General features: G+C 41.4%; 15 protein-coding genes and 1 riboswitch. Of the genes, 2 read left to right on the forward strand and 13 right to left on the reverse strand.

Annotation, left to right across the window (positions count from 1 at the left end; translation table 11 throughout):
• Positions 1 to 419 precede the first annotated feature (419 nt).
• The 3 genes from thiM to Q0Z55_RS07355 all read right to left on the reverse strand — a co-directional run bounded on the left by thiM (position 420) and on the right by Q0Z55_RS07355 (position 4185).
• Positions 420 to 1271 (reverse strand): hydroxyethylthiazole kinase, encoded by an 852-nt coding sequence (gene thiM / locus Q0Z55_RS07345; RefSeq protein WP_297426402.1) that lies wholly within the window; start codon positions 1269 to 1271, stop codon positions 420 to 422.
• 142 nt (positions 1272 to 1413) lie between these two features.
• Positions 1414 to 2547: a 5-methyltetrahydropteroyltriglutamate--homocysteine S-methyltransferase gene (locus Q0Z55_RS07350; protein ID WP_297426405.1), complete on the reverse strand. Its 1134-nt coding sequence runs from the start codon at positions 2545 to 2547 to the stop codon at positions 1414 to 1416.
• Between the two features lie 153 nt (positions 2548 to 2700).
• The gene (locus Q0Z55_RS07355; RefSeq protein ID WP_297426408.1) at positions 2701 to 4185 is read right to left on the reverse strand and encodes a YadA-like family protein; all 1485 of its coding nucleotides are present in this window, start codon (positions 4183 to 4185) and stop codon (positions 2701 to 2703) included.
• A 446-nt stretch (positions 4186 to 4631) separates the two neighbouring features.
• Positions 4632 to 4782, reverse strand: a riboswitch (cobalamin riboswitch).
• 327 nt (positions 4783 to 5109) lie between these two features.
• Here Q0Z55_RS07355 and Q0Z55_RS07360 point away from each other — a divergent pair.
• Positions 5110 to 5325, forward strand: coding sequence for a cold-shock protein (locus Q0Z55_RS07360; protein ID WP_297426409.1), 216 nt, complete (start codon positions 5110 to 5112; stop codon positions 5323 to 5325).
• 311 nt (positions 5326 to 5636) lie between these two features.
• On the opposite strand, the gene Q0Z55_RS07365 is transcribed toward Q0Z55_RS07360, so the two are convergent.
• The 10 genes from Q0Z55_RS07365 to glnT all read right to left on the reverse strand — a co-directional run bounded on the left by Q0Z55_RS07365 (position 5637) and on the right by glnT (position 16645).
• Positions 5637 to 6914 (reverse strand): aminotransferase class V-fold PLP-dependent enzyme, encoded by a 1278-nt coding sequence (locus tag Q0Z55_RS07365; RefSeq protein WP_297426412.1) that lies wholly within the window; start codon positions 6912 to 6914, stop codon positions 5637 to 5639.
• A gap of 212 nt (positions 6915 to 7126) precedes the next feature.
• Entirely contained in the window at positions 7127 to 8044 is a 918-nt protein-coding gene (locus tag Q0Z55_RS07370; RefSeq protein ID WP_297426415.1) for a LysR family transcriptional regulator, read from the reverse strand.
• Between the two features lie 162 nt (positions 8045 to 8206).
• Entirely contained in the window at positions 8207 to 9007 is an 801-nt protein-coding gene (locus tag Q0Z55_RS07375) for a sulfite exporter TauE/SafE family protein (RefSeq protein ID WP_297426418.1), read from the reverse strand.
• Between the two features lie 48 nt (positions 9008 to 9055).
• Positions 9056 to 9550, reverse strand: a complete 495-nt coding sequence (locus tag Q0Z55_RS07380; RefSeq protein WP_297426421.1) for a flavin reductase — start codon at positions 9548 to 9550, stop codon at positions 9056 to 9058.
• An 87-nt stretch (positions 9551 to 9637) separates the two neighbouring features.
• A complete protein-coding gene (locus tag Q0Z55_RS07385; RefSeq protein WP_297426424.1) occupies positions 9638 to 10666 on the reverse strand; it encodes a methionine synthase in 1029 nt (342 codons plus the stop codon).
• Positions 10667 to 10712: 46 nt separating this feature from the next.
• Complete coding sequence (locus Q0Z55_RS07390; protein WP_297426427.1) at positions 10713 to 11705, reverse strand: putative oxygenase MesX; 993 nt, start codon at positions 11703 to 11705, stop codon at positions 10713 to 10715.
• A gap of 453 nt (positions 11706 to 12158) precedes the next feature.
• Positions 12159 to 13493 (reverse strand): FMN-binding glutamate synthase family protein, encoded by a 1335-nt coding sequence (locus tag Q0Z55_RS07395; protein WP_297426429.1) that lies wholly within the window; start codon positions 13491 to 13493, stop codon positions 12159 to 12161.
• Between the two features lie 33 nt (positions 13494 to 13526).
• The gene (locus Q0Z55_RS07400) at positions 13527 to 14252 is read right to left on the reverse strand and encodes a protein glxC (RefSeq protein ID WP_297426432.1); all 726 of its coding nucleotides are present in this window, start codon (positions 14250 to 14252) and stop codon (positions 13527 to 13529) included.
• 36 nt (positions 14253 to 14288) lie between these two features.
• A complete protein-coding gene (locus tag Q0Z55_RS07405) occupies positions 14289 to 15203 on the reverse strand; it encodes a glutamine amidotransferase family protein (protein ID WP_297426435.1) in 915 nt (304 codons plus the stop codon).
• 47 nt (positions 15204 to 15250) lie between these two features.
• Positions 15251 to 16645 carry a type III glutamate--ammonia ligase gene (gene glnT / locus Q0Z55_RS07410; RefSeq protein ID WP_366806849.1) on the reverse strand — a complete coding sequence of 465 codons (1395 nt, stop codon included), beginning with the start codon at positions 16643 to 16645 and terminating at the stop codon, positions 15251 to 15253.
• A 288-nt stretch (positions 16646 to 16933) separates the two neighbouring features.
• Between glnT and Q0Z55_RS07415 the strand changes: the two genes are divergently transcribed.
• Positions 16934 to 17533, forward strand: a complete 600-nt coding sequence (locus Q0Z55_RS07415) for a helix-turn-helix domain-containing protein (RefSeq protein ID WP_297426441.1) — start codon at positions 16934 to 16936, stop codon at positions 17531 to 17533.
• Positions 17534 to 17674: the final 141 nt, after the last annotated feature.

Genomic DNA, 17674 nt, shown 5'->3' on the forward strand with positions numbered 1-17674 from the left:
TATGCATTTACGCACTGTGCTGCAATAATTCTGCCTTCAACATTTTTAAACATTACACCATTTGTCATATTGAACCCTAGTTTTTGCACGACCAACAGTTAATGCAAAAACACTTGCTTTAATACCATTGCCACAATAAATAATGATGTCTTTGAAAAGATATAGATCATATTGCTGTAAAAATTCAGTATCAATGTGTTTAAATTGCCCCAACCTCTCAAAATCTTGTATGACTTGCTCAGGTGATGGACATTCATATTGCCAAGAACTATCACCAGTTTTTTGGCGAAAGCAATATATTGAGCACTATAAATATGGTGTTCTGGATAGGCATGCCATGCCTGTTTTGCTGCACTTGGATCAGCTGTTTTCGCACCTAGTTCAAGAAGTCTGTATATATGCAACAAAAAGCAATCTACTTATCGCGCATTTAACTCCTCGACACTCAATTGTAAGTGGTGCGCAAAATCATTAGCATTGACCAAATATAATTGATTAATAAATTCACGCTGAAAATCCCCGGGTGCATGTGTCAACAGATGGGCTTTTTTGCCAGCCACAGCAAAATGTGCATGGGCACTCACCACTGCATTAAATGCGTCGGTTACAGCAGCATAAGCTGCCACTAAAGCTCCTAATGCACAACCCGATGCGGTCACCAATGGGAAAAACTCACTGCCACCTTTAATTTTAGCCAGCCAATATTGTTCTACGCCCTGCTGGCCCGTTTTGGCAACGATGTGATCGACTGCGCCAGAGGCTGACACCACTTGAGTGTGTTGTAATAGCGCGCGTGCTGCATCTACAGCATCAGCTGGATCATTAGAGCTATCAAAGCCTTTACTATTGTGCCCCAAACCCGCTAAACCAATAATTTCAGACGCATTGCCACGTATGACTGTTGGTTGGTAATGCAAAAAGTCAGCGGCCAATTGACCACGCCATGATAAGGCACCTGCTGCAATCGGATCTAGTACCCAAGGTTTACCGATCTGTTGAGCTTTGGCAATTGCTAAACGCATCGCTTCAACCAATGCTGTGGTGGGCGTACCTAAATTAATAATGATGCCTTGTGCAACTTCTACAAATTCTGCTGCTTCTTCAGGATTATCTACCATTGCCGGTGAAGCACCTGCACTTAATAGTACATTGGCCATAAAATTCACTGAAACCGTATTGGTTAAACATTGTACCAACGGACGCTGTTGCTGAAGACGTTGATGTGCCAGTAAAATACTGTCTAAAGATGGCAGCGCAGTTGAAATGCTCATATTAACCCTGAGTGTAAGTGAATTTTCCAGTGGTATGTATTGAAGTCATGATCTTTAAAAATTAACGATCACAAATGTATGCAATACGCTAAAGCAGCCAAATGATCACTCACTTGGCTGTTGATCTGAGCTGAGTATAACATTAAGCCCAAATATGCTCAGCCACCTGATTCATCAATTTAATTTTTTTCCATTGTGTATCGTAAGATATCTTATTGCCCTCTTCGGTAGATGCAAAACCACTTTGTAAACATAGGCCTAAGCGTGATAGAGGTAAATATTGGGCCGCAATATGAATACAGGCCATAATCTGCTCAGGTTGTTCAATGATTTCTGTTTTGCTCGAAATTAAGCCTAAAAAAACCTCGGCCTCCACATGTTCTAGTTGCGCTAAACAGGCAAAGTCACCTGAACGTGGTGTATCAAATTCTAAAAAATAGCGGTCAATGTTTTTAAGATGCGTTAATACATGTGCAAACACAAAGGCATAATCGCCTTGATACAACCAACTTGAGCTGAAATTGCCGCGTTCAATATGCAGGCCAACCACCAAATCACAAGGCTTATCTGCTAAAGCTAAGTTTAAGGTTGTTACCGCATACTCTGCCAGTTGTATAGGGTCCATAGCATTGAGCAGCTCTTGCTCGCGGTAACGATCATCACTTAAGTAGGCTAAAAACTGATCATTAATTTGAATATAACGACAACCTTGAGCATATAAGGCTTGAATGGCATCTTTAAAGGCTTGACCTAAATCTTGGATATAACTTTGTAGATCATCGCCATAGGTTCGATTCTGACGCACATGTGGCAATAACATCATATTAGGACTCGGCATACAGTATTTTGCAGTGGCAAAACCCTCAATCGCGTCATGTAAATAACGATAGTGCGCCAGACATGCATGATCAGCATGAAAGGAGATTTTATCACTTACACGCACATCATAAGCTTTACTGATAGCATCTTTATATTGCAGGCCGCGACGGGTTTTATAGCCATCAATGCCATTGAATTGTTCTAAAAAGTCAAAATGCCACCATGCACGGCGAAAATCACCATCGGTCATCACAGAACAATCTAAATCGAGCTGGATATCAATTAAATTGTCAATTTCAGCATTTTCAACTTGACGTAAGGTTTCTTCATAAATGACCCGATCGGCAAAGTCATAACGGGCTTTTTTTAATGTTAAAGCTCTTAAAAAGCTGCCAATGTGTTCAGTTTTATTCGACGCATATAAAGCTTTGGCAGATGATGACGTGTTACTTTTCATAAGATTTACAACTGTAATAGACTGCTACAGATCAATACACCACATGTATATTGACCGAACATGAGAGAAACCAATAGATGGCAAAAATAAGTCAGGTAAATCTAAATGTCATGGCGCGAAGATAGATTCGCTCCTCGCGCTATGCTTAAACAATTAATTAAATGTCCAACCAAGACCCACACCACCTGAAGGCTTATCTTGGCTATTGAACGCAGTACCTATTTTTACCGAGGCTTGACCTTGCATAAATTGATGTACAGCGCCCATAGACACTGCACTTTCACCGCCACTAAAACCCATGGCCATGCCCACTGACGTACGACCCAGGGCGCTAGGTTGAGGTAACGAAGCAATCGCAATCGCACCGGCTACACCGGCATCGGCACGTCGACGATTTTGTGCCACCTGAGTGTTTAAACGATCGACACGTTGGTTAAGATCAGCGACATTTTGTTCAAGCGCTGGCATATAGTGCGCCATAGTGTCTTGTAAATCAAAAATTGCACTGCGATGTTGTGTGAGCTCCTGCCCTTGTACAGCTAAGGTTTCGCTTTGTGCTGTGACTGTATCTTCTATTTGACTCAACTGCTGTTGTGTCTGTTCAATGGCTACATTTTGCTCGTGCAATTTTGCTTGTGTACTTAAGTCTGTGGCATCACTGTGCTCAAGCGTATCAGCTAAAGTGCTGTACTGGGTTTTTAAATTTTGTAATTCTTGTTGATAGTCATCTAATTGGCTTTGCAGTGCTGTGCTTTGAGATGAGCTTGTATGGCCAAGCAAGACATCATCAATCTGGTTTTTTAAGCCTGCAATTTTACCATCTAATACTTTAAGTTGGGCAATGTTGGCTGCATCAGTATCATCAATTCCGCCGGCCACAAAGGTTAAACGACGCGTGGTATCAGGCACATTAAAGCGCGTTGATTTTTGCCCAAAAGAGACCACCCCAAAACGTGCATCTTGATTGGCAATATCGCTTAAATAGCTTGTCACACCTGCGGCCTTAATGTCTTTGACTTGAACCACTGCATTTTGACCAATTGCAATTGAGCCTTTGACGTGAGACTTGGCATCTGCACCAATAGCCACTGAACCTTCTTGATAAGCACCGGCAAAGTTACCCAATGCCACAGACACATGCCCATGTGCTGTTGATGATGCACCCAAAGCCGTGGCGTTATCATTTTCCGCTTTGGCTTGTTTACCTAAGGCAACCGCATTTTTAGCAGATGTAGAATCACCTACTTCACGTGCAATAGCACCCCAACCAATTGCGACACTGCCTTCAGCATCAGCCATGGCTTGACGACCAAGTGCGGTGGCAGATTGAGCCGTAGCACGACTATTGGCCCCCACAGCTGTCGCATAGTCTGAGGTGGCTTGTGCAGCAGCACCTACTGCAGTAGCTGGATAATATTTTTCACCGGTTAAAGACGATACAAACACACCACCTTGCGCAATCGCTTCATGACCAATGGCAATTGAATCACCTGACTTAGCAGCTGCATCTTGACCAATGGCAATCGCTTGTTGATTGAAGGCTGTAGCGTTATCACCCAATTCAATTTGATTGGCATATAGCATCAAAGGGGACGCCGAAATGACACTTGCTAGGATAGTTTTTTTAAAAATTTGCATGATTGATTGACCTCAACACACCATAGCGGGGTTGATAATAAAGAATGCTTGAAATGCGCGCTGCACCACACACAGCTGATATGAAGCGTTAAACCACAATCAAATCGATTGAGATCACCCAATATTGATATAGGCTTAACTTGAAATTTAGGTCATGCTCTTACTGGAGATCAGCCAAGTAATAAGCACATTGAATCACTGCTTAACTCGCCAGATGGCTGTGTGCAGTGAAATTAAGCCCTATATGGATGCAAGGTGCTAGAGTAGATCGCGAGGATGGAATTACACCCTCAAGCATGGTGTTATTAGATGTGTACATATTTAACGTAGCCCAAAATCGCACCGCCCGTGCGAATAGTGATATAAAATGCGACGGCGATTTTTGGGTAAGCACGATTTGTCTTAAACAGACAACGATACAACCCCTGATTGAACGCCCACCGCATTGTTTAGGTTGTGTATGAGGCCGGTCTCCGGACTTAAACGCGATGCGTTATTCACCGTTGCGGGGGCAGTGTTAGCTTTTAATTAAAATAAATTAAACTAACTTCCCAGTTTCACTTCTTATATAGAAGCACCTTATACAATGTGCAAGACTAATCCCCACAGCTAACACTGTCAAATATATTCAAAATTTTATAAAAAAATTTAAGTTTTTTATTTTTTTAAACTGATATTTAACAAATACTTATCAATTTTTTTATAAATTTACTCAATATAATTATAAGAAAACTTGATTAATTGTTTTTTTAGGTTATACTTGGCTTAACTAGAAAAAAAGTCTTGTTGCGATAAATCTCTTGTGTACTTCGTCGTGTTATTCATAATCCTGCGTTTGTTAGATTTTAAGTCCCATTCTTTAGTATTTTCAAAGTTACACCCAGTCATTTAATGGCTAAAATTATTTCAAATGAAGGATATACGATGTCAAACTCACCAGTAGTTAAAGGTACAGTTAAATGGTTCAACGAAACTAAAGGTTTCGGTTTCATTCAACAAGAATCTGGTCCAGACGTTTTTGCTCATTTCAGCGAAATCGCTAACTCAGGTTTCAAAACTTTAGCTGAAGGCCAACAGGTTGAATTCAGCATTGCGCAAGGTCAAAAAGGCCCTAACGCTGTAAACATCGTTGCTCTATAATTTTAGAAGCAGTTGATGATCAAAAAGGTACGCATTGCGTACCTTTTTTTGTGCTTGATATTTAAAAAAATATAAACCTAGAAGTTCAATTTTCTACACGGCACATTTGATGGCCACCACCTTGGATAAAATGAGCTTAAAATGCTGCTCTTTTGACATTTAGCACATTACAGTTAAAGGCAAAATGATTGATCCAAACTTGGATCACTTTTTTCAAAGCATGATCAGCAGTAAAATTATTAAGATCTTCAACCTCATTTAATCTATTTAAAAACCCATGCATTTGATGCATGCATGGGTTTAAAACTCACTTATACGTGTTCTAAAGCTTGTGCTAAATCTGCAATCAAATCATCAATATGTTCAATCCCGATACTTAAGCGCACCATATCTTCGCTCACCCCTGCCGCTTTAAGCTCATCTGCACTTAATTGACGATGTGTGGTGGTGGCAGGATGACAGGCCAAACTTTTGGCATCACCAATATTGACTAAACGTGTAAACAGTTGCAATGCATCAATAAAACGCGTACCGCCGGCACGACCATCTTGTACCCCAAAAGATAAAATTGCCGATGGCTTACCTTTCACATATTTTTGTGCCAAAGCATGCTGTGGATGATCTGGCAGACCTGCGTAATTGACCCAGTTGACTTTAGGATGTTGCTGTAAATATTGAGCCACTTTTAACGCATTTTCGGTATGGCGCTCCATACGTAAACTCAAGGTTTCTAAGCCTTGTAAAATTAAAAAAACATTTTGTGGGCTGATTGCAGCACCTGTATTACGTAAAGGGACCACTCGTGCACGTGCGATATACGCCGCAGCACCTAAAGCTTCTACATAATTGACTCCATGGTAGCTAGGATCTGGCGTGTTTAATACTTTAAAGCGCTCTGGGTATTTCCCCCATGGAAATTTACCACTATCGACAATCATGCCACCAATGGAATTACCATGCCCACCAATATACTTGGTCAGTGAATGCACGATAATATCGGCACCAAAATCAAATGATTTTTGTAAAACTGGGGTGGCCACTGTGTTATCTACAACCACTGGCACACCATATTCATGCGCAATCGTAGCAATGGCTTCTAAATCTATAATGTTGCCAAGTGGATTACCAATAGATTCAACAAACACCAATTTGGTCTTTTCGTCAATTAAATCACGCAAGCTTTCAGGCTGTTGATAGTCAAAGAAACGTACCTCAATCCCTTGTTTAGGTAAGGTATGTGCAAATAAGTTATAGGTTCCACCATACAGCGTAGATACAGACGCAATATTATCACCGGCTTCGGTAATGGTTTGAATAGCATAGGTGATGGCTGCCATACCCGAGGCCAAAGCCAATGCACCAATACCACCTTCAAGTGCTGCAACACGCTGTTCAAGCACAGCAGTGGTCGGATTCATAATACGGGTATAAATATTGCCTTGCACTTTAAGATCAAATAAATCGGCGCCGTGTTGGGTATTATCAAAAGCATAAGACGTGGTTTGGTAAATGGGTACCGCCACTGCTTTGGTGGTGCTTTCTGGCGAATAGCCGGCATGAATGGCGAGTGTTTCGTCTTGATATGTCATGTTTCATCATCTATGTGAAGTTAATTCTTAAATAGCATAGCAGGATTTATGGCATAAAAATAATCAAGAAATATCATATGGCTATAATTTTTTTAGAAAATGTCATTGGTTTGAATTTAAAAGATATGCTCATCATCATTCAGCATAAATTTCTTCTCACGCTCATGTTAAGTTGAACGTGAGAAGATAGTATTTCAAATCTTTATCATTGACTAAGCATAATATGAGGTTCTTAACTTTGAAAATTTATTCAGTTGTTTTAAGAATCCTTCAAAATAATCTTTGTCCTTATCTTCACTACGATAACCTGCATATAGGGTTCTTCGTAAACCCTGCTCAGCTACACAGCTTAAACGCCGTGACACCACCCAATTTTTTTGCTCATACTCATTCACCACCCAATCAGGTAATGCAGCAATGCCCCGTCCACTGGCGACCAATTGAATTAACATTTGGGTAAGATCGGTGGTACGAATATGTTTTGGCATAATATTGGCAGGAATAAATAATTTTGCCATGATGTCTAAACGGTGTTTATCCACCGGATAAGTAATTAAAGTTGCTTCTGCCAAATCTTCAATGCTGATATTTTCAGCTTTTAACAAAGGATGTGTGGTCGATAGCACCAAACGTGATTCATAGTCAAAAACTGGACAATATTCAATGCCTTTGAGCGCTATTGGATCGGCGGTAATCAACAGATCAAATTCACCAAGTTGCAACAGTTCATGTGGATTTGATTCAAAGCCTGCGGCAAAATCTAAATCTACATCGGGATATTGATGGCGGTACTGATTGAGTAAAGGCATCAGCCAATCAAAACAGCTATGGCATTCTGATGAGAAGATAATGCGACCTGTTTGACCATGTAAAATGCGCATAATGTCGGTTTGAGCGGTTTGAATTTGCGGCAAAATCTCATCGGCCAAATCCAATAAACGCTGTCCTACATTAGAAAAACTCACAGGACGTGTACGACGTAATACTACTTCTGTATCAAACAATTGATCTAATTCTTTGAGTTGGTGGGACACGGCCGATGGTGTTAAACACAGTTCGGCGGCAGCCGCGACCAATGTGCCATGGTCACGTAAAGCAATCAGTGTTTTTAAATGTCGTAGTTCAATCATGTCAAGGAGAGGCTCAAATCAAAAAATTTAAAAAAATAAATCAAAACACAAAGCTTGTGTTTCTAAGCGTAAAAGAAAAATAAACCTGTTGTTATTCAATACCTAAGAATGAAAAGAGCCTATCAAAATAGGCTCTTTTCTCAGCTAAATTGACCTAAATACTTAACTGAGGCCTTTAACCAAGAAGAAAATACCTACAATCACCAATAACACTGCAAAACATTTTTTAAGCACTGCAGGTGATAAGGCATGCGCTGTTTTTGCACCTAGCTTAGCGGTAAAAAAGCTCATGATACTAATACCTAAAAATGCATAAATATGCACAAAGCCTACGGTATTGGGTACTTCAATGTCTTTATTCATCCCAAAGATCATAAAGCCGAGTGCCCCAGCAATTGCAATGGGTAAACCACAAGCAGCAGAAGTACCCACGGCTTTTTGCATCACCACACCATAGCGCGTCAGATAAGGTACCGTTAAACTGCCTCCACCAATCCCAAAGATGGCCGAAGCCACACCAATGATTGAACCTGCCATCAGCTGTTGCGGTGTTGACGGTAAAGTTTTGGTCGGGTCAATGGCTTTTTTTGCCCCTGTAAACATTGTGTAAGCGACCCAAATAAGGAAAACCCCCACGATCATTTGCAAATGTAAGGCAGAAAGCCAACCTGCAATTCCTGCACCAAAAAAGCAACCCAATGCCATCGGCACGGCAAGGTTTTTAAACACTGGCCATAGCACCGCACCATTTTTATGATGTGCCATGAATGAGCTGATAGAGGTGACAATAATGGTGGCAAGTGAAGTCCCCAATGCCAAATGCATAATGACATCTGGGTGATAATCCATTTGGGTAAACACAATAAAAAGTAGCGGTACAATAATAGTACCACCGCCAACACCAAACAGTCCTGCAGCAAATCCTGCGAGTGCACCGATGGCGAGGAAAATAATAAGTTCCACGAAATATTTACTTCACAATAGGAGTTAAAGGTGGATCACAACATCCCATTAAACACTTGGGTTTGATCCAACATGATGGTAACCACGATTGAAATACACCAAACTGGTATCCTGCTGACTTTGCTTGATGGCAACCACACGACACATAAAAATGCTATGGGTACCTACTTCTTGAATCTGCTCAATTTCACAGTCAAAACTGACCAAAGCATCGTCTAAGATGGGTGAGCCTGTGTTTAATGTGCTCCAAGCACCCAAATTAAAACGCTCTTCTGAGGTGAATTTACTTGAAGCAAAAGCGTTGGAGATCTGTTCATGCTGTGTGCTTAATACGTTCACTGACAACACTTTATTTTCAATAAAATGTGCATGTGAGCGAGAAGATTGATTCATACAAACCAACAATGTCGGTGGTGTATCCGTCACACTACATACAGCCGATGCTGTAAAACCATGCATCCCTGCTTGTCCTTGTGTGGTGATTACGTTCACAGCAGTCGTTAATGAAGACATTGCATTTCTAAAGTCAGTTGCTTCAATCATCTCTTTGATCTCAAATGTATATATGATGTGTCTATGATTGACATAAGGGCAATTGCTTTGCCCTCATGCTGATCATCACACGTCGTGTTAAGCGCCGAGTTCTTGACGCACAATTGCAGCACCCGCGCTGAGGGCTTCAAGTTTACCGCGAGCCACTTGACGAGACAAAGGAGTCATACCACAGTTGGTTGATGGATAAAGCTTATCGGCATCTACAAATTGCAGTGCTTTACGTAAAGTATTGGCGACTTCTTCAGCCGTTTCCACTTGATTGGTGGCAACATCAATTGCACCGACCATGACTTTTTTACCACGAATCAGTTCAATTAAATCCATCGGTACACGTGAGTTCTGACACTCTAGTGAAATGATGTCTAACTTCGACTGTTGTAGTTTTGGAAATGCTTGCTCGTATTGACGCCATTCATTGCCTAAAGTCTTTTTCCAGTCGGTATTGGCTTTAATACCGTAACCATAACAAATGTGCACAGCTGTTTCACATTTTAAGCCTTCAAGCGCACGCTCTAAAGTGGCAACGCCCCAATCATTCACTTCATCAAAGAATACGTTAAACGCAGGCTCATCAAATTGAATAATATCTACACCCGCTGCTTCTAACTCAAGTGCCTCTTGGTTGAGGATTTTAGCAAATTCCCACGCTAATTTCTCACGGCTTTTGTAGTGACCATCGTATAATGTATCAATCATGGTCATTGGACCAGGTAATGCCCATTTGATAGGTTGCGTAGTTTGGCTACGTAGAAATTTTGCATCCTCTACAAACACCGCTTTTTTACGCGATACTTCACCCACAACTGAAGGTACGCTTGCATCGTAACGATTACGGATACGCATGGTTTCGCGTTTTTCAAAGTCGACACCTTCAAGATGTTCAATGAAAGTCGTCACAAAGTGCTGACGCGTTTGTTCACCGTCACTGACGATATCAATACCTGCATGCACTTGTTCATGCAAAGACAGTTTCAGAGCATCACGTTTTGCTTCTAGCAGTTCTTCACCTTCTAGTTTCCATGCCGACCATAATGTCTCAGGCTCTGCAAGCCAACTTGGTTTTGGTAAGCTACCTGCGGTTGAAGTTGGGAGTAAAATTGCCATAATGAATCTTCTTTATCTGAAATGTTTGAATAAATATTAGAGTGGATCAAGCAGCGTTGCTGTTTGCGCTCTCTTTAAAATTGGCTGCCCATTCATCTAAAATGGCTTTGTAAGGCTGAATGAAGTTCTCTTCTGTCCATTTACCCTGTTTAACTGCCAATTGACCACGTTCAACACGGTCATACACAATACGTGTCAATGAATAATCTGCGTAGTTTAAGCTTGGCTGATACACAACACCTGCTGGTGAATTTGCATTATAAATTTCAGGGCGGTAGATCTTTTGGAAGCTTTCCATGGTGCTAATTGCACTGATTAACTCAAAATCTGTGTAGTCACGTAATAAGTCGCCAGCGAAATAAAAGGCTAAAGGCGCATTACCATTTTCTGGTTTAAAATAACGTACGCTTAAACCCATTTTGGCAAAATATTCATCGGTACGTGAATAATCATCGTTAGTATATTCCACGCCAAGTACTGGGTGTACATTGGTGGTACGGAAATATGTCTTGCTGGTTGAAACACTTAAACAAATCACAGGTTGTTTGCTAAATTCAGCTTTAAATACGTCTGAGTTCACAAGGTGTTTATATAACTTACCGTGTAAATCACCAAAATCTTCAGGTTTTTCGCCTGTTTGACAACCTAATGCTGGCAATACCACACTAAAGTCATAATCACGTACATAAGATGAAAAGCTATTGCCAATCATGCCTTCAATACGTTGATTGGTATGATGATCAATAATGGTACTTTTTAAGGTTTCAATGAACGGGAAAGTTTGACCATTGCCTTCAATATCAATTTCTGCCGAAATGATATCAATTTCCAGTGAGTAGCGATCACCCTTTGGATTATCTACGCTTGCCAAGCTGTTAAAACGATTATTGATCATCGCAAGTGTACGGCGAAGATTTTCTTGGCGACTTTCACCACGGGCAAGGTTAGCAAAATTGGTGGTTAAACGGGTGTTGTTGGCCGGTTCGTAGTTTTCGTCAAAACGGATACGTTTGATTGAACATTGAAATGCTGTACTCATGGAGATGCGCCTTAAATTTTTTGTAAAAGCTAAATTTCTGTATGGAGAGATTAAAACGCAGATCCTTACATGAGTAAAACGATACAATTTCAATAAAAGATGAATAAAATTCAATTTGAGCAAACAATAAGCAAAATGACTATATTAAGGTGCAACATTGCGTTGATTGAAAGAAAAATCAAACCAAGCACAAGAAAATTTATTAATTTATTTAACTTAAAATCAATTATTTATATAAAAATTACAGAATTTTTAAAACTTTATATCAATGTGAACAATCCATTTAAAAAGTCCCAAAATTGAATGAGACTCACGTGATAATGAAAAAAAATCAGCACAAAGCTGTAAAAGATTCATGCTGATGAGAGAGTTTGCTGAATTTTTTGATGAATCAGGCGATAAACGTGAATATTTTTCCACCTCAGTCATGAGGTGGAAAGATAGCATCAAAGTTTAGTATTGCACCTGACCTGGAATCCAATTGGTGCCTGCTAAGGGTACACGCGCCATCGCGGCAGCTTCAACATTTAAGGCCACTAAATCTTCAGGATCGAGGTTGTGTAAATGCGATTTACCACACGCACGTGCCATGGTTTGCGCTTCAAGTGTAAGTACACGGAGGTAATTGGCCAAATGGCGGCCACCCTCAATGGGGTCTAAACGTTTTGATAGCTCAGGATCTTGTGTGGTAATCCCCGCCGGATCACGACCATTTTGCCAATCATCATAGTAACCCGCTGCCGAACCAATGGCTTTTAACTCATCGTCTAAGCGTGGATGGTTATCGCCAAGTGCAATTAAAGCGGCGGTACCAATCGCTACAGCATCAGCCCCCAATGCCATCGCCTTGGCCACATCAGCACCGCTACGAATCCCCCCTGACACAATTAACTGTACTTTTCGGTGCATGCCCATTTCTTGTAGGGCCTGCACGGCTTGGGGAACCGCAGGCAAAATCGGAATACCCACATGCTCAATAAACACTTCTTGTGTGGCTGCAGTACCGCCTTGCATGCCATCAAGTACAATGACATCCGCACCTGCTTTGACTGCCAGTTTGACATCATAATACGGACGACTGGCACCAATTTTCACATAAATCGGTTTTTCCCAATCTGTAATTTCACGAATTTCAGCGATTTTAATGGCTAAATCATCAGGACCGGTCCAATCTGGATGACGGCAAGCACTACGTTGATCGACACCGACAGGTAAAGTACGCATACCCGCTACGCGTTCTGTGACTTTCATGCCCAACAGCATCCCACCGCCACCCGGTTTTGCCCCTTGGCCCAACACAATTTCAATCGCATCGGCTTTACGTAAGTCATCTGGGTTCATGCCGTAGCGTGATGGCAGATATTGATACACTAGCGTTTCTGAATGACCACGTTCTTCAGGGGTCATCCCCCCGTCACCTGTGGTGGTTGAGGTGCCAACCATTGAGGCACCGCGTCCCAAGGATTCTTTGGCTTGTGCAGACAATGCACCAAAACTCATGCCTGCAATGGTGACTGGGATTTTTAAATGAATTGGCTTTTTGGCAAAGCGTGTACCAAGTACGACATCTGTGCCACATTTTTCACGATATCCCTCTAATGGATAACGTGACATACTCGCGCCCAACAAAAGTAAATCATCAAAATGCGGCACTTTGCGTTTGGTACTACCACCACGAATATCATAAATGCCTGTGGCTGCTGCACGTTGAATTTCTTGAATGGTTAAACGATCAAAAGTGGCTGATTCACGTAATACAGGTTCAAAGTCTTGAATAGTTGTTGTCATGATGATGTTCTCCAAATTATTTTATTGTTCTTGTTAGTAAGCTGCCGCGTTATCGACTTTAAAGTTATATAGTTGGCGTGCTGAACCATAGCGTTTAAATTGACTTGGATCTGCATCAAAACCTGCTTGTTCTAATAACTCTTTTAACTCATCCAGATGTTCTTGACGCATTAGTTTTTCAATACAATCTGAACCTAAAGATTTCACTGTGCCTTTGACATAAATACGAGTTTCATACAGTGAATCGCCTAAAGCATCACCTGCATCGCCACACACCACCAAACGCCCAGCTTGGCCCATAAAGCAGCTCATATGCCCAATGTTGCCACCGACCACAATATCGACGCCTTTCATAGAAATTCCGCAACGTGCACCAGCGTCTCCCTCAATCACCAAGAGTCCACCATGGGCAGTCGCACCTGCCGCTTGCGAGGCATTGCCTTTAACATACACTGAGCCCGACATCATATTTTCAGCCACGCCAACACCGACATTACCATTGACCACGACATGTGCCTGTTGATTCATCCCTGCACAGTAATAGCCTGCATGTCCATCAATCGTGACCTGCACAGGTGCATTAATGCCCACAGCAATATTGTGTTGACCCGCTGGATGACTCACTGTCCACTGTTCAATACTGCTGGTTAAGTCAGGATTATGCAGCGCTTGATTGAGTTCACGAATCGTATCAACATTTAAGTCATAGTGATCTTTGAATAACGTTGCTGTCACTTGTTCTGTAAATGCAATGCTCATATGGTTTCCCCTATTTTTAGTGATTTTTTATTGATGTTATGCCGCTTTAACTGAATTGCGTTCCCACACATACAGGGTTGCAGGTTCTGGCTCCCACACTCTGGCTTGATCAATATTGGGTAATGACGCTAAGGCTTGATATTCTGATGCCATGGCAACGTAATCATCAGTTTCGGCCAATACCGCAGGTTTACAAGCAATTGGATCACGAATCACAGCAAAGCCATCTTTGGTACCAATCGCAAAAGTAAAGAAGCCATCCAAGTCATCAAGCGCATGATTTAATGCTTGTTCTAAGTTGTCGCCTTGTTGCAAACGCCAAGTCAGGTAGCCTGCTGCCACTTCAGTATCATTATCGGTTTCAAAATGAATGCCTTCACGTTTGAGTTCTTGGCGTAAACGGGCATGATTAGATAAAGAACCATTGTGCACTAAACACAGATCTGCACCTGTTGAAAATGGATGACTGCCTTCCATAGTGACCGCACTTTCGGTGGCCATACGAGTATGCCCAATAATGTGGCTGCCTTTCATGTGCGCCAGACCAAAACGCTCAGAAATTTCTACAGGTAAGCCCATACCTTTTAAAATTTCGATACTTTGCCCAACGCTCATAATTTTGAGGCTAGGGCCAAGCTTGGCAATCGCTTCACGCACAATCGTTTCATCAGCTTTTACTTTAAGCACAGCTGCGGTTGCATTTTGAAACCAATCTAACTCGGTATTGAGTTGTTGTTTTAACGCTTGGCTAAAGCTGCTCCAGTCGAAATCTTCTGTTACTGCTTGTAGGGTCAGTTTCACCCAACCGTCTTGTACTTCATCACCATAAATTGCGAAGCCTGCACTATCAGGTCCACGACCTGTCATCGCTTGGAGCATAGGCTCAAACAATTGACCTAATTTTGATTCTAAGGCTGGATTTTTTAAATAAAGGCCTACGATTCCACACATAATCATTCTCCGTTTAATCTTTTTTTAAATTGTTATCGGTCAGTTGTTTAGAAAAATTCGGTATAACGTTGTACTTCCCAATCGGATACATGACGGCTGTATTCGACCCATTCCATACTCTTTTGATGAATAAACTCATCGACAATTTCAGCACCTAACTGTTGTTTAAACAGTGGGTTTTGTTTGAGGGCATCAATGGCTTCTTTGAGCGATTGTGGCAAAGTGCCAATACCTCGTGCGGCAATCTCCTCTAACGACAAAGTATATAAATTTTCATTACAGGCAGGCGGTGGGGTCAGTTGACGTTCAATTCCATCTAGGCCGGCTGCGATGATCGCTGCAGAGACCAAATATGGATTACAGCCTGCATCTGGCAGACGTAACTCAATACGTCCATAAGGAATACGTACCATCGCTGAGCGATTGTTTGAGCCATAGGCAATAAATGCGGGGGCCCATGTTGCACCTGAAAGTGATCGACCCACCACTAAGCGTTTATAGGAATTTACCGTCGGTGCACAAAAGGCACATAAGGCTGGTCCATGTGCAAGTAAACCTGCAATAAAGTGATAGGCCATTTTCGATAAGCCCATCCCTTGTGGGTCGGTGTCATCATGAAATAAGTTACTTGACTCAGCACTAGCGATCGACAGATGAAAGTGCATACCATTGCCAGCACGTTTTGGATCGGGCTTTGGCATAAATGAACACACCATACCTAAATCATTGGCAATTTCACCTGCAGCCATGCGGAAGAAGGTAAACATATCGGCAGAATTTAAAGCATCACTATAAGTATAGTTAATTTCAAACTGACCATTGGCATCTTCGTGATCAATCTGATAAATATCGAAACCGACAGGAATCAAGGCTTCTGTTAAGCGCTCTAAAAATTCACGTGAACGTGATAAGCCTTTATAGTCATAACACGGTTTATCTAAGTTATCTGAATGGTCGACTAGGGTCAGCTTGCCGCTTTCATCACGGCGAAACAGACTAAATTCAGGTTCTAAGCCGGTATTTAAGGTCCAACCTTTTTCAGCTAAACGCTCGACTTGCTTGCGTAACACATAACGTGAATCATAAGCATGTGGCTGACCATTGACATAGCCCTCACACACCACTCGTCCATAACCGGGCTGCCATGGCACAGGGGTGAGTTGGGAAAGATTTCCTTTGACCATAAAATCTGGGCCATGCGGTTGCATCCCCATGCCGCAGATGGCAAAACCTGCAAACCCAACCCCTGCGCCTTCAATGGCTTTTAAACCCGAAATAGGCACTGACTTGGTTTTTGCTGCACCATGAATATCTACAAACTGTGCTAACACATATTTTAATTGATGCTCATCAATGACCTTTTGTACTTCTGGACGGTACTTGGCCTTTGTTATCATGTCTGGTTCTTCATCAAAGAACTCTTGTATGGCCTGCTGCAACATATTTGACATACTCCTCATATGACAAAAAATGAGATTTGGCTTGAATCATGCAAAGACTATAAAAGCCACATTATTCAAATTAAGAAACTTTCTTTCTTATTAAGAAAGCAATTCCCTTGCCAACTTTCAGCAAAGCCAAAATAAATTGTGATTTTCTGCTAAAACACTTAATATTCTTGTTAGGAATAAATTTTTCTTATAAATTGATTCAATTACGATGGGCCTGCCATTTAATTTTTATAAAATTTGAGCAGCATGAAGATTCAAAATAGTGCGAGTTGACCTAAAATGAGACAAGGTAAAAATAATTTAAAGTTAGAACAGTATATTGGCATTCAAATTAAACGTTACCGTCAGGAGCAAGGCTTAAAACTCGCCGAAGTCGCGCAAATTGCCGATATTAGTCAAGGCATGCTCAGTAAAATTGAAAATGCACAAGTGTCTACTAGTTTAGAAACATTAAGTCGGTTATGTGAAGTTCTGGGCATCCCATTATCGACTTTATTTAGTCAGTATGACAATCAAGAAAGCCAAGCGATGTTGGTCAAAGCAGGTGAAGGAATGGAAGTGGTACGCCGTGGGACTGAAAAAGGTCATACTTATCATCTCCTCACACATTCACGTGGGCCACGTAAAAACTTTGAAGCGTATTTGGTGACCATGGATGATGCCAGTGAAGAGTTTCCAACCTTCGCGCATCCTGGGACAGAACTTTTATATGTTTTAGAGGGTGAAATTAAATACCGCCATGGTGATGAAATCTTTCATCTACAAGCGGGTGACTGCCTGACCTTAGAAGGTGAAATTCCACATGGACCTGCTGAATTGATTCAAGTTCCTATCCGTCTGATTTCTATGGTCAACTATGGTGATAGCACGACATCTTAACCATATTCATGGACTTGGTCGCTGCACAACTCGAGCGACCAATATCTCCTTCCTATTGCTTTTGAGGTATAGCTTTCTTTTTAAGCTCAAGTTATTTTAGAGATTTTCATCCGGCTCAATCAAAATTAAATATATGAATAT

The organism is uncultured Acinetobacter sp. (genome assembly GCF_947626835.1).
Lineage (GTDB): Bacteria > Pseudomonadota > Gammaproteobacteria > Pseudomonadales > Moraxellaceae > Acinetobacter.